A 13,032-nucleotide genomic window follows, 5' to 3' on the forward strand; every position below is an offset into this window, starting at 1 on the left:
AAACTTCAAATGACGCGAATCGATCGTTTCGGATCCAGTTTTCAAGGTGCAAACCTTGTACCGGTTTACTTCGTAAACCATGGTTTGGTAGTGATAGCAGAAGGGTTCCACACGTTCCCATCTCGAACACGACCGTTAAGCCTTCTAACGCCGATGGTACTTGGACCGCAGGGTCCTGGGAGAGTAGGAAGCTGCCAAGCCAAAAAGAAAAGCCTTCTCCGCGCATAACGGAGAAGGCTTTTTTAGTTTGAGCGTATTCTATGGCTTTCGAAGAGAAATGTAAAATTTCAGAGAATTTTTGAAAAAAATATGTCGAAATTGTAACTTTTGAGGGGGTTTTATAGTAGAATAAGAGTTAGGTCTAAAGATTGTTCGGCAGACGACCGATAATACATAAGGTAGGGCTTTTTCAGAAAAGCGGTCTGCTCCGCGGCATTGCATACTCCTGAATGCTCCGATATTCAGCTTCGCATATCAAGATTTACCACATATAAATAGGTAGGCCCGCAGCCTATCGTGATTTAGACCTGAAGAATCGCCAGAAAGCTTAATCAACCATTTTGGGAGGTACATCTTGAATAAACGTAAATTTTTGTCCGGTTTGGTTGCTTTGTCGTTAGGGTTCGGAAGCAGCGTTGTCGGTATGGGTTCCGCCGATGCAGCGGAAGCGGCTCGAGCGTACTCGGCTTCGAAGGGATTCAGTACGGTTCAGCAAGGCGCCAATCAATGGTATTACGAAAAGCTGTCGGGAACCGCTTATTTGGATTTGGTTTACGACAAAACAGGCAATCGATGGGCCGCGCCGAGCGGATATCCTTGGGTATCGGCCACGGCTTTGCATCCCGACAATAATTTCGATGCGGTTCGTAAATGGGTGTCGCCGGGCAAAGGGAAAATTTCGATTTCCGGATCGGTCCGCAAAGGAAATGCGGAAGGCGACGGAGTCATCGTCAGTATCCGAAAAGACGGAGTCAGCTTATGGAGCGCGACTCTGAAAAATACGACGCCCGTCAATCCGGCCGGCGTATCTTCCATTCCGGTTGAAGCCGGTACCGAAATCTCTTTTGTCGTCAATAAACTCGGGAATGCCAATAACGACCATACGATGTGGGAACCGGATATTGCGTTTAACGGTTCGGTGAGCGCCGCGTCGACGGTCGGTACCACGGCAAAAGCTTCGGCTGCGAGCAGCAAGTCGTCGGCGGTCGTTTCTGTTCTCGATTATGGAGCTATTCCGAACGATAACAAAGACGATTACGCCGCATTCGTGGCCGCGATCGATGCGGGCAAATCGCTCGGAAAGCCTGTTTACGTACCTGCGGGAAATTATACGCTTAGCGATATTCTGACAATCGACGGAGTCAAAGTTAGAGGAGCCGGCAAGTTCGTGACTACGTTGACTTCGACCAATCCGAAGCGTGGCTCGATCGATCTTAAAGGAAACGGCGTGGAACTGAGCAGTTTGAAGCACGTGTATCAGACGACGGTCCCTCGCGGCGACGGAGCAAACGAGAAAAACAGCATCACGGTCAGAGGCGCCAGAAACTTCAAAGTCAGCGACTTGTATATCAGCAAATCCAGCACGGCCGGAATCATGGTCACTTACGGTTCGACGAACGGGATCGTGAGCGGCAATACGCTCGATTCTACGGGAGCGGACGGTATTCATATGACGGGCGGAAGCAACTTTATTACGGTAGAGAACAATATCGTTCGCAAAGCGGGAGACGATACGATTGCGGTCGTCAGTTATATCGACAGCGATCTTCTTCCGGCACACCATATCACCATTCGCAAAAATCAAGTCGGATACGGTTCGAAAGCCCGTGGTATTGCGGTGGTCGGCGGCACGGACGTGACGATCTCGAATAATTCCGTTCAAGACACGCATATGGCCGGCATCTATGTAGCGGTCGAAGCTTCTTACAATACGCGCAACGTCGATCGGATTAAGGTTTCCAATAACGTAATCAATCATACGGGAATCGCGGAACCGCAAAATCATCCCAACGTATTGGTATACGCATCGCAAGGCATCGTGGATCACGTGGAATTTAACAATAATATCATCAAGAACGGAGCTCATCGCGGAATCGGGGTATGGGGAGAAGGAACGATCAAGAACGTGACGTTCAACAAGAATACGCTGATCAATCGAGTGGGAGAAGCGACGACCTTTACGAACGGAAACATCAAGCTGAATCAGAACGTAGGATTTTAGAAGGAAAATAAGTGGATATGGAACTCGCGAGAAGCGGATAACGGCTGAGGCTGTTGTCTGCTTTTTGTTTGATTCGGAGGTAAGCATGCTTAAATTCGGAGTCAGCGGTTTAAATAACACTAATCCTGCTTAACCTCTTTACGCCGTTTTGAAACAAAACAGGTAAGAATTCCCGAAGGGAAATACGGCCTCGGAGCAAAACGTAAAGCGGCAAATCAGGATGTGGAGACGAATCGATCAGAGAGATTGAAGGAGGAAACCATGAAGAAAAAAAATAATCGAAAACTGTGGTGGGCGATCTCCGTCTTGGTGGTAGCGGCAGCCGTGCTGGCCATCTGGAGAGGAGCGTTTTTCATGCGCGAAGAAACGAAAGAAGAACCGAACAACGAGGAAACCGCTCAAACGGCGCCTGTCGAAATTCCTCAAGGAGCGTTGTCGATCGTTGAAGGCGGAGCCACGCCGAACGACGATACGGATGATCTTGCGGCGATTCAAGCCACGCTCGACCGAGCCGCCGAACAGAAGCAGGCCGTGTATATCCCGCCGGGCAATTATCGGTTGAGCGGAATTCTTGTCGTCAAAGGAGTAAAGCTGCTGGGCGACGGAGCGGATCAAGCGATTCTCACTTCGACGGCTCCGGATAACGGTTCGATCGACGTCGAAGGCGACGGAGCCGTACTTGCCGGATTCGCTCACGTATACGAGAAGACCGTGGAGCGAGGCAACGGCGCAAACGACAAGAATAGCATCACGGTCCGAGGAGCGACTAACTTCACGATCCAAGCTCTTCAGATCACGAAGTCGAGTACGGCAGGTATTTTTGTAGGCGACGAGTCTTCGAACGGGATAATCAAAGATAATAAGCTTACCGGAACCGGTGCGGACGGCATACATATTACCAACGGAAGTACCGGGATATCCATCGAAAATAACAGCGTCCGGGAAGCCGGCGACGACACGATTGCCGTTGTCAGTTACGAAGAGAACCCTAAGGTCACGAGCGATATCACGATTCGAGGCAATGACGTAGGCTATGGATCAAAGGCGCGAGGCATCTCTGTCGTAGGCGGGGAGAACGTTACGATCGAAAACAACAAGATTCGCGATACGGAAATGGCCGGGATTTATATTTCGGTAGAAAAAGAGTGGGATACCCGTAATGTAAAAAACGTCGTGGTGAACGAAAATACGATCGAACATACCGGAACCCGAGTCGCGGGCGAGCATCCCAATATTCTGGTGTATGCGTCGCAAGGAAATATCGACGAGGTCAAATTCAACGGGAATACGATCGCGGACTCCGTACACGGCGGAATCGGCGTCTGGGGAAGCGGACAGATCGGCAATATCTATTTCGACGCCAACAAGCTGGAGAATACGCAAGGACTGGCTACGAACTTCAAAAGCGGGACCATTCATTCTGAAGGCAATATAGGATTCTAAATTTCAAAAAAGAAGCCAGACGTCGCTGTCTGGCTTCTTTTTATTACTTTAGGTTGGTAAATAAATTAAAATAGGACAATCAGTCTGCTTGCTTGCGGGAATAGTCTGGGCACACCGAACTAAAAAAATCCCAATGATTTTGAATTTGATTCAAGGCAAAAATGGCGGTTTATAAACTAAGCATCGAAAACGCAAATAGAAAGGCGAGTGAAAAAAGTTGAATTTTGAAATTCTTTTTGAAGGCGTAACTGGTATTTTTGAGTAAAAAGCGAAGAATATCAAGCCTTCAAACGAGCAATCTGGCAAACTGTCTAGAAAACGATCAGAAAGTATGCCGGAAGCACGAGAACGAACCGGAAAGTCGTGATAGCTAAAAAAGGAGATAGGGACTTTTGACATCCGAATGACAAAACAACTTCTTTTCGAGAGCTGCACAGGTAAATTACGGAAGGGAGTTGATTGACGCGAGTGAACGGACTACATAACGCCGATCGAGGCACGAACATCGCGAATAGGTTGGTCTCTCAGAACGAACCCGGATTCTGCCGGAGTACCGGCGAGGTTCGCGTTTTCTATTTTCACTTTTGAAAAATGTAAGAGAATCCCAACAAATTTGCAGAACTCATCAATTTACATTTTCATTACAAAATTATTTTGAAGATTTAACCTTTTATCGATTTACTATTTGCTGAAGGTCGTTTTATGCCTGATGCACTTTATTTTAGAGGCCCGTACGGCCGCAAACCATTTTACATGAAGACGGAGGGATCTTGCATGGAGTTAAAGGAATACATGAGCGTCATCAAAAAAAGATGGTGGGTGTTGGCCTTGACGGTGCTGCTCTGCTTTGCGGCAGCTATTGCATACAACACGAAATATCAACCGCTTTACAAAGCTTCGGTCGATCTAATCGTCAATGAACCTTCGATCAGCAGCACGGGACAAGCGCAAGTCGATTCCAACTCGATCGAAGCCAACTTGAAATTGATCAACACGTACAAGAAAATCATTACTTCCGATTCGATCACCAAGCTTGTCGTCGAGCGTCACCCGGAACTGAACTTGACTTCGACGCAAATCAGCGACAAATTGATGATCGATTCGACGCAAAATACGCAGGTCATCAACGTAGCGGTCGAAGATGCTTCTTATGAGAAAGCGGCTACCATCGCCAACTCGACCGGCAATGTGTTTATCAGCCAGATTCCGGAGATCATGCAGGTCAACAATGTCAGCGTACTTAACGCGGCAGATCCGAATTTGTCGGCACAACCGGTCAACGATCATCGAAACATGCTGATCGCGCTTAGCTTGGTCGTAGGTCTGATTCTCGGATTCGGCATCGTCTTCCTGCTTGAATACTTGGATGATTCCGTCAAAACGGAGTTCGATGTGGAAAATGCGATCGGGCTTCCGGTATTGGCGAAAGTCGATCGGATCGCCAAAAGCGACCTCAAAAATCAGCAAACGAATTATTCAGGCCAACAGCAGGAAGAAGCGACCGTATTACGCACTGCCAACGAGCAGAGATAATCGAGGTCAATCATGAGATTAATCCAACCCGAACTTCCCGTCCTGATCTATAGAGATCAGATTCTCCCGCCGTCCGAGACTTTTATCAAGAGTCAAGCCGAACGCTTGGAATCTTTCCATTCTTATTTTATGGGTTCGCGTCTTGTCCCCGGGCTGGAGATCGAAGCCGATAAACGGATCATCATCAATACCGGAGGAGTAGCGGGACGCAAAAAAGAGCTGGAATTCAAATTAATGGGACCCGGAAGAGGACTGACGAGACGACTTAAAGCGATTCAGCCTCGGTTGATTCATGCCCACTTCGGTCCCGAAGGCTGTCTGGCTATGCCGATTGCCGAGAAACTCAACATTCCGCTGATCGTGACTTTTCACGGATACGATGCGACGACGAAAGACGAATACGCGAGAAAGTCGTATTTCACGCATCGGAATTACTTGAAACAGCGGTCGAAATTGCAGCAAAAAGGCGCTCTGTTTATCGCGGTGTCCGACTTTATCCGCAGCAAATTGATCAGTCAAGGGTATCCGCCGGAGAAGATCATTCGGCATTATATCGGGATCAATCTGGAGTCGTTTGCGCCGGAACCTTCGATCGAACGCGAGGAGTTGGTCTTATTCGTCGGACGATTGGTCGAAGTCAAAGGCTGCGCATATCTGATTCGCGCCATGGCCGACGTTCAACGCAAACGTCCGAATGCGAAGCTTGTCATTATCGGAGACGGACCGCTTCGCGGAGAACTGGAACAGATGGCATCCGAGCAGTTGACGCATTATCGGTTCTTGGGCACTCAACCTTCTTCGGTCGTCCGCGAATGGATGAACCGGGCGCGAGTATTCAGCGTTCCGAGCATCCGGGCGGAGAACGGAGCGGAAGAAGGATTAGGAATGGTCTTTCTGGAAGCGGCCGCGATGGGAGTTCCTGTAGCCAGCTTCGCTACCGGCGGGATTCCGGAGGCGGTGGAGCATGGCAGAAGCGGTTATCTGGCGCCGGAACGCGATGCCGAGACGCTGGGAACTCATATCGAACGCCTTCTTACAGATCAAGAGTTATGGAAAACGTTCAGCGAGTACGGCCGAATGCGGGTCAGCCGCCAATTCGACCTTCTCGAGCAGACTCGCAAGATGGAAGACTTGTACAAAATGGTCATATCCAAGCAGCCCAGCGGAGATCGGATTCGTTCGGACTCCAAGTTTCATTCCGTAGGGGAAGCACAGCACGTATTGTAAGCATTTCTTTAGCTATAAAATCAATTAAATCCATTAGAGGCAGGCGATGTAATCGATGACTAGAGCGATGGGAAATGGAACCTATCTGGTAGCGAACAAAAATTCGGGAGCCGAGGCTTCGGAATCCTATCGGACGCTGCGGACGAACATTCGTTTCTCCACGATGGGAAGATCTTCGAAAATTCTGTTGGTTACTTCCGCCGGAAACGGCGAAGGAAAGACCACGACGGCTACGAACCTTGCCGTTTCTTATTCCCAAGAGAACAAGAAAGTGCTGCTGATCGACTGCGATCTGCGCGATCCTTCGCTTCAGACCGTGTTTCCCCGGTCCAATAAGCGCGGATTAACGGATGTGCTGAGCGGACAATGCGGCCTTGAAGCCGCCGTATCGGCAACGGCCATTTCGAATCTGTCCGTTCTTACCGCCGGAACGATTCCGCCTAATCCGTCCGAAATCTTGGGCTCCGAAAAGATGCAGGAATTGCTGACCGAACTTGCGGCTTACTACGACGTGATCTTGATCGATTCGCCTTCGGCGCTCGAAGTGTCGGACGCGCAAATCTTGGGCACGATGTCCGACGGAGTCGTATTGGTGGCCCATCAAGGCAAAGTAACCAAAGAACAACTGAAACGAGTCAAGCGAGGCATGGATCACGTAAACGCGCATATTCTCGGCGTAGTACTGAACAAGGCGTAGAAGCGCAGCGGAAAAAGGACGACTGTCGACACGACACCCGCATACATCCAACATAAACGGAGGGGAAAACATGAGCGGATTTAACAACGATGCCGAAGCGACAGAATACAACCAAGTTGCGTTCAGAAACCTGTCATGGAATCGGGGATTCGTGTTCAATGCGACCAAACGCAGCATGGACATGGTGGCCTCCCTGATCGGACTTATTCTTCTATCGCCGGTGTTCCTGGTACTGGCACTGCTGATCAAGATCGAAGATCCGAAAGGCCCTGTATTTTTTAAGCAAAAAAGATTCGGACGCAACTCGAACATGTTCAACATCTACAAGTTCCGTTCGATGGCAACGAATGCCGAGCAGAGACTCAAGGAAGATCCGGCGCTGTACGAGAAGTACGTGGCGAACAATTACAAGCTGGAACAAGACGAAGACCCTCGCATCACTTCCATCGGCCGTTTTCTTCGCAAGACGAGTCTTGACGAACTTCCGCAGCTTCTCAACGTGCTCAAAGGCGAGATGAGTTTGGTCGGACCTAGACCGATCGTCGCTCAGGAACTGAAAGAATACAAAGAGCGCAAAAACGATCTGTTATCCGTAAAACCGGGAGTAACCGGGTATTGGCAGGTAAGCGGACGCAGCAACGTGGGTTATCCCGAACGCGTCGATCTGGAATTGTATTATGTCTACCATCGTACGATCTGGTTGGATATCCGGATTTTGTTTGCCACGGTAGTCAGCGTCCTGTTGAAGAAAGGCGCTTATTGATCCACTTGACGCGCATATCGAACATGACGGACGCTTGCAAACCATACTTCTCGGAGAAAGGACGGAGGCCGGATGAAAGTTGCGATCATTCATGATTGGTTGACCAGTTATGCAGGATCGGAGAAGGTGCTTGAGCAAATGATTCATCTTTTCCCCGAAGCCGAAATTTACAGTCTGGTTGATTTTATGCCGGAAAAAGACAGAGCGTTTCTGCGCGGGAAGAAGGTACATACTTCGTTCATCCAGAAACTGCCGCTCGCCAAAAAGAAATACCGCCAGTATTTGCCGCTGATGCCGCTCGCGATCGAACAGTTCGATCTGTCGTCTTACGAATTGATCCTGTCGAGTTCGCACGCGGTAGCCAAAGGCGTCATCACCGGACCGGATCAACTGCATATCTCTTACGTGCATTCGCCGATTCGGTACGCTTGGGACATGCAGCCGCAGTATCTGAAAGAGTCGGGTTTGGAAAAAGGTCTGAAAGGCACGATGGCCAAAGTGATTCTGAGCCGCATTCGCATGTGGGATTATCGAACGTCGAACGGCGTGGATCACTTCATCGCGAACTCTCAGTTTATCGCCAACCGGATCTGGAAAGTGTACCGCCGCGAAGCTTCGGTCATCTACCCGCCGGTGAACGTGTCCTCCTTTACGGCGCGCGAAGACAAAGAGGAATTTTATCTGACCGCTTCGCGTATGGTTCCTTATAAGAAAATGGACATGATCGCAGAAGCTTTCTCCCAAATGCCGGACAAGAAACTGATCATTATCGGAGACGGACCGGATATGGAGAAGGTGCGCAAGCATCAATCGGCAAACATTCAGATTCTGGGTTATCAGCCGGACGACGTATTGGTCGATCATATGCAGCGCGCCAAAGCTTTCGTGTTCGCGGCCGAAGAAGATTTCGGCATTACGCCGGTCGAAGCGCAGGCTTGCGGAACGCCGGTGATCGCTTACGGCAAAGGCGGGGCGCTGGAAACGGTCAAAGGATTGGATCAGGCCAGTCCGACCGGCGTGTTCTACCACAAACAAAGCCCAGCCGAGATCGTCGCGGCGGTGCAGCGCTTCGAACAAGAACAATCCAAGATCCTTCCGGCGAACTGCCGTAAAAACGCGATGCGATTCTCGCCGGAAGTGTTCCGTCAAAATATGCAGGCGTATATCCATAACAAACAGCACGAAGACGGACGACGCTTCGGTGCCGAACGCATCATTACGCGGGTACTTTAAACCGACTCTAAATCAAAGGGAAGTGTTGGCATGAAACTTACATTCATCGGAACGGGTTATGTCGGTCTGGTATCGGGCGTTTGCTTTTCGGAGATCGGCAACCAAGTGACTTGCGTGGACAAAGATTTCGACAAGATCGAAAAACTCAAAAAAGGCGAGGTGCCGATCTACGAACCGGGCCTGCAAGAGCTGATCTTCAAAAATACGGAACTGGGCCGGCTGTCGTTCACCACGAATCTGACCCGTTCGGTGCAAGAGTCGGACGTCGTGTTCATCTGCGTCGGTACGCCGTCGCTGCCGAGCGGCGAAGCGAATCTCGAATACGTCGAACAAGTCGCCCAAGATATCGCGCTGGCCATGAACGGATACAAGATCGTCGTGACCAAGAGTACCGTGCCGGTCGGAACCAACGACAAGATCAAGAAGATTATCAGCCAGTTGAGCCCGCATCCGTTCGATATCGTGTCGACGCCCGAGTTCCTGCGCGAAGGTTCGGCCGTCAAAGATACGCTGCACCCGGATCGCGTGATCATCGGGACGGCAAGCGAGAGAGCCGCGGCCACGATGGTGGAACTGCATAAACCGCTGACCGAGGAGATCATGGTCACGGAAGTTCGCAGCGCCGAGATGATCAAGTACGCGTCGAACGCTTTCTTGGCTACCAAGATTTCGTTTATCAACGAGATCGCCAATATCTGCGAAAAGGTAGGCGCGGACGTGACGCATGTCGCGCAAGGCATGGGTTACGACAAACGGATCGGTTCTTCGTTCCTGCAAGCCGGGATCGGATACGGCGGTTCGTGCTTCCCGAAAGATACGCATGCGCTGATCCAGATCGCGGGCAACGTGGACTACGAGTTCAAACTGCTGAAGTCGGTCGTCGAAGTCAACAACGATCAACGGTTCAATATCATCTCCAAACTCAACCACTCGCTCGGCAACCTTCAAGGCAAGACGGTCGGCATCTGGGGATTGGCGTTCAAGCCGAATACGGACGACGTACGCGAAGCTCCCGCGCTCGATATCATCAAGACGCTGCTGCAAGAAGGCGCGGTCGTCAAAGCTTACGATCCGATCGCCACGCCGAATTTCCGCCGATTCTTCCGCGACGAGTCGGATGTCGAATGGTGCGAAACGGCTATGGAAGCTGCCGAAAGCAGCGACGCGCTCTGCCTGTTGACCGATTGGTCGGAATTCAAAGAAGTGGATCTCAAAGAACTGAACGGCGTCATGAAACAACCGGTACTGATCGACGGACGCAACGTGTATTCGAGAGAGCAGCTGTCCGACACGACCTTCCAGTATTATTCGATCGGTCGGCCTGAATTGGAAAGCCTCTCGCCGTTCCGCAATTCGGTGGCCTCGGATTAATCCGAGGCTCTGCCATAAGAGAGAAAGGAGGATCGGATAATGGGAAGTTTGCGCAAAAACAAAGCGGAAAATCGAAACAAAGCCATCCCCGGACCCGAAAGCACCAGCGGCAATATGCGAATCTGGTGGCTGAACCCGACGATCGTGTTTCCGATTTTGATGACGGTGATCCTGATCGGCGCCTACTACATTCCGTCGGACAGCTACGTTTCGTTTTATCGGGTCAACAAATTCATCAGCGAATCGAATATCATGTATTCCATTCTTCCGGTCTGCTGCTTCGTACTCGGAGGCATCCTTGCCTCTCTGGCGGGCCGAGGAACCAAATCGTCGAAAGCTTTCGGCGAAGTCATCGTCAAGCGGGATTCCTTCATCAAGATGTGGATCAATCTGCTGTTCGGCTTCACGATGTTCGGTTACGCGGTCTGGTTCCTGATCATGCTGCGCAGCGGCTTCAGTCTCGGCCTTTTCCTCAACGTACTGAGCGGAGAGCCGGGCGCGATCTACAGCATCAAAGAGAACTTCAACAATGTAGCCGGCGTTACGTCGTTTACGAACTTCAGCATCCCGTTCGTCATCTTGACCTCTTACTATCTCTTCTATAACAAAAAGAAAATCTACATATGGATGTTGGCTATCGTTTTCGTATTTACGATGCTTCGCGCCGTATTCTTCCTCGAACGACTGGCGATCATGGAATTCATCGTTCCGCTGGCCGTCGTGTACTTCTCGATGAGAGCGAAGCTCGGCAGGAGGCCGCGGTTTCTCGCGATCTATCCGATCGTCGGAGTGGTCGCCCTGATCGGATTCTTCGGCGCCAGCGAGTACTTCCGTTCTTGGCTCAGCTACTACGTGAATTATTATCCGTCGTTCTGGGAATTCATCATCACCCGCTTCTTCGGTTATTACGTCACGGCGATCAACACGGGCACGCTGTACATGGAGCATCTGGGCTTCCACTGGCTGCCGTTCCCGAGTTCGACCGCGGAGTTTATCTGGAAGTTCCCGGGCGTGCCGGATAACGCGTACGAATCGATCTACGGATTCGAACCGCAGGCGGTCATCAACAATACGCTCGCCACGATGGGCAATCCCGAGTTCAATAACCCTTCGGGACTGCTTCAGCCTTACAACGACTACGGATTCTCCGGCGCGCTGGTCTTCTGGGTAATCGTCGGATTCTTCACGGGCGTTCTCTACAACCATTTCAAAAAAGGCCATACGTTCGGCATGATGATCTATCCGATCTGGCTCGTCGGCGTGCTGGAGATTCCGCGGTACTTCTACTTCGGCAGCGGACGGTTCTTCCCGTGCTGGATCATCATTCTCGCCTTTACGTTCATTCTGCATTACAACCGGAAAAAACTGACGACTTGGCGTCTGAGAGGAGTGGGAGCGGATGAGTAAAACGCGCATCTATATCAACGGTCGCTTTCTCAAAGCTTCCGTCACCGGCGTGCAGCGCTACGCTTACGAGCTGCTTCGTACGATCGACCGAATGATCGGCAAAGACGACCCGGCCGTCCGCGGTTACGAATTCGTGGTGCTGGCGCCGACCGGAGAGATTCACGAACTGGGAACCCGGCATATGGAAGTCAGGCAGGCCGGAAAATTCGGCGGCCAATTGTGGGAGCAGATCTCGCTGCCGCTGCTGGCCCGCGACGGATTCCTCGTGAATCTGTGCAACGCCGCGCCGCTGCTGAGGCGCAGGCAGGCGGTTACCCTGCACGACGCGGCCGTGTATTCCGTGCCGGATACGTATTCGACGGCATTCAAACTGTGGTACAAGCTGATGTTCCGCACGTTGGGACGTACTTCTCCGCTGATCCTGACCTGCTCGGCCAATTCCAAAGACGAATTGATCCGTCATTGTGGCATTCGCGAAGACAAGATTCGCGTGATCTACCACGGCAAGGAGCATGTGCTTCAGAGCGGTACCGCTCCGGATTACCCGGCCCGGCAGGGGCTGGATCGACCGTTCGTGCTGGCGGTCAGCAGCCGCAGCCCGAACAAGAACTTCCGCTCGATCGTGCGGGCGGCCGAGATCATCGGCGATCAAGGATTCGACTTCGTGATCGCGGGCGGCACGAACCCCAAGATCTTCAAGTCGGAAGATACCGAGCTCGGCGAGAACGTGCGTCATGTCGGCTATGTCGAAGACGACGAACTGCACACGCTGTACGAAAAAGCTTCCTGCTTCGTATTCCCTTCGTTCTACGAAGGCTTCGGGTTTCCGCCGCTGGAAGCCATGGCGTGCGGCTGCCCGGTCGTCGTCTCCGATACGGCTTCGCTGCCGGAGGTATGCGGAGATGCCGTGCTCTACTGCGATCCCAATCGCCCGGAAGACATTGCCGCGAAGATCGCCGAAGTGATGGGAGATCCCGTGCTTCAAGCCGATATGCGCGCCCGAGGATTGGCGCAGGCTTCGCAGTTCTCTTGGGAGAAATGCGCGTACGAGACGCTGGCCGAAGTCAAAGCGCATGCGGCCGGACGTTCCGCCGGTCAGGCGGCGCGCCGGGAGAACCGCAAAGCGGAAGCTTGATC

At 51.5% G+C, this 13,032-nt stretch carries 10 protein-coding genes and 1 rRNA gene; all 11 read left to right on the forward strand.

The features are described 5' to 3' along the window. Positions 1 to 83 precede the first annotated feature (83 nt). The 11 genes from rrf to CDO73_RS24700 all read left to right on the forward strand — a co-directional run bounded on the left by rrf (position 84) and on the right by CDO73_RS24700 (position 13,030). Positions 84 to 200, forward strand: a 5S ribosomal RNA gene (gene rrf, locus CDO73_RS24650). Between the two features lie 374 nt (positions 201 to 574). Continuing rightward, positions 575 to 2,221: a right-handed parallel beta-helix repeat-containing protein gene (locus CDO73_RS24655; protein ID WP_088491156.1), complete on the forward strand. Its 1,647-nt coding sequence runs from the start codon at positions 575 to 577 to the stop codon at positions 2,219 to 2,221. 261 nt (positions 2,222 to 2,482) lie between these two features. Beyond that, complete coding sequence (locus CDO73_RS24660) at positions 2,483 to 3,664, forward strand: right-handed parallel beta-helix repeat-containing protein (protein ID WP_256972840.1); 1,182 nt, start codon at positions 2,483 to 2,485, stop codon at positions 3,662 to 3,664. Positions 3,665 to 4,438: 774 nt separating this feature from the next. Next, positions 4,439 to 5,197: a YveK family protein gene (locus CDO73_RS24665; RefSeq protein WP_179218829.1), complete on the forward strand. Its 759-nt coding sequence runs from the start codon at positions 4,439 to 4,441 to the stop codon at positions 5,195 to 5,197. A 12-nt stretch (positions 5,198 to 5,209) separates the two neighbouring features. Then, a complete protein-coding gene (locus CDO73_RS24670) occupies positions 5,210 to 6,424 on the forward strand; it encodes a glycosyltransferase (RefSeq protein ID WP_088491158.1) in 1,215 nt (404 codons plus the stop codon). 55 nt (positions 6,425 to 6,479) lie between these two features. Next, on the forward strand, positions 6,480 to 7,121 hold the full coding sequence (locus tag CDO73_RS24675) for a CpsD/CapB family tyrosine-protein kinase (RefSeq protein WP_088491159.1): 642 nt from the start codon (positions 6,480 to 6,482) through the stop codon (positions 7,119 to 7,121). Positions 7,122 to 7,296: 175 nt separating this feature from the next. Beyond that, positions 7,297 to 7,884 (forward strand): sugar transferase, encoded by a 588-nt coding sequence (locus CDO73_RS24680; RefSeq protein WP_256972841.1) that lies wholly within the window; start codon positions 7,297 to 7,299, stop codon positions 7,882 to 7,884. Between the two features lie 72 nt (positions 7,885 to 7,956). Next, complete coding sequence (locus tag CDO73_RS24685; RefSeq protein ID WP_088491161.1) at positions 7,957 to 9,117, forward strand: glycosyltransferase family 4 protein; 1,161 nt, start codon at positions 7,957 to 7,959, stop codon at positions 9,115 to 9,117. Positions 9,118 to 9,147: 30 nt separating this feature from the next. Continuing rightward, positions 9,148 to 10,488: a UDP-glucose dehydrogenase family protein gene (locus CDO73_RS24690; protein WP_088491162.1), complete on the forward strand. Its 1,341-nt coding sequence runs from the start codon at positions 9,148 to 9,150 to the stop codon at positions 10,486 to 10,488. A gap of 39 nt (positions 10,489 to 10,527) precedes the next feature. Beyond that, positions 10,528 to 11,895: an O-antigen polymerase gene (locus CDO73_RS24695; RefSeq protein ID WP_088491163.1), complete on the forward strand. Its 1,368-nt coding sequence runs from the start codon at positions 10,528 to 10,530 to the stop codon at positions 11,893 to 11,895. Next, entirely contained in the window at positions 11,888 to 13,030 is a 1,143-nt protein-coding gene (locus tag CDO73_RS24700; protein ID WP_088491164.1) for a glycosyltransferase family 4 protein, read from the forward strand. The genes CDO73_RS24695 and CDO73_RS24700 overlap by 8 nt, the downstream gene beginning before the upstream one ends. The last annotated feature ends 2 nt before the right edge of the window (positions 13,031 to 13,032 follow it).

Origin of the sequence: Saccharibacillus sp. O23 (genome assembly GCF_002205895.1) — a bacterium.
Taxonomy (GTDB): Bacteria; Bacillota; Bacilli; order Paenibacillales; family Paenibacillaceae; genus Saccharibacillus.

Bases quoted from the DNA above. Each gene is read 5' to 3' on its own strand.
- CDO73_RS24660 (WP_256972840.1), top strand. From the start codon at position 2,483: ATGAAGAAAAAAAATAATCGAAAACTGTGGTGGGCGATCTCCGTCTTG.
- CDO73_RS24670 (WP_088491158.1), top strand. From the start codon at position 5,210: ATGAGATTAATCCAACCCGAACTTCCCGTCCTGATCTATAGAGATCAG.
- CDO73_RS24700 (WP_088491164.1), top strand. From the start codon at position 11,888: ATGAGTAAAACGCGCATCTATATCAACGGTCGCTTTCTCAAAGCTTCC.
- CDO73_RS24680 (WP_256972841.1), top strand. From the start codon at position 7,297: ATGGACATGGTGGCCTCCCTGATCGGACTTATTCTTCTATCGCCGGTG.
- CDO73_RS24685 (WP_088491161.1), top strand. From the start codon at position 7,957: ATGAAAGTTGCGATCATTCATGATTGGTTGACCAGTTATGCAGGATCG.
- CDO73_RS24675 (WP_088491159.1), top strand. From the start codon at position 6,480: ATGACTAGAGCGATGGGAAATGGAACCTATCTGGTAGCGAACAAAAAT.
- CDO73_RS24690 (WP_088491162.1), top strand. From the start codon at position 9,148: ATGAAACTTACATTCATCGGAACGGGTTATGTCGGTCTGGTATCGGGC.
- CDO73_RS24695 (WP_088491163.1), top strand. From the start codon at position 10,528: ATGGGAAGTTTGCGCAAAAACAAAGCGGAAAATCGAAACAAAGCCATC.
- CDO73_RS24665 (WP_179218829.1), top strand. From the start codon at position 4,439: ATGGAGTTAAAGGAATACATGAGCGTCATCAAAAAAAGATGGTGGGTG.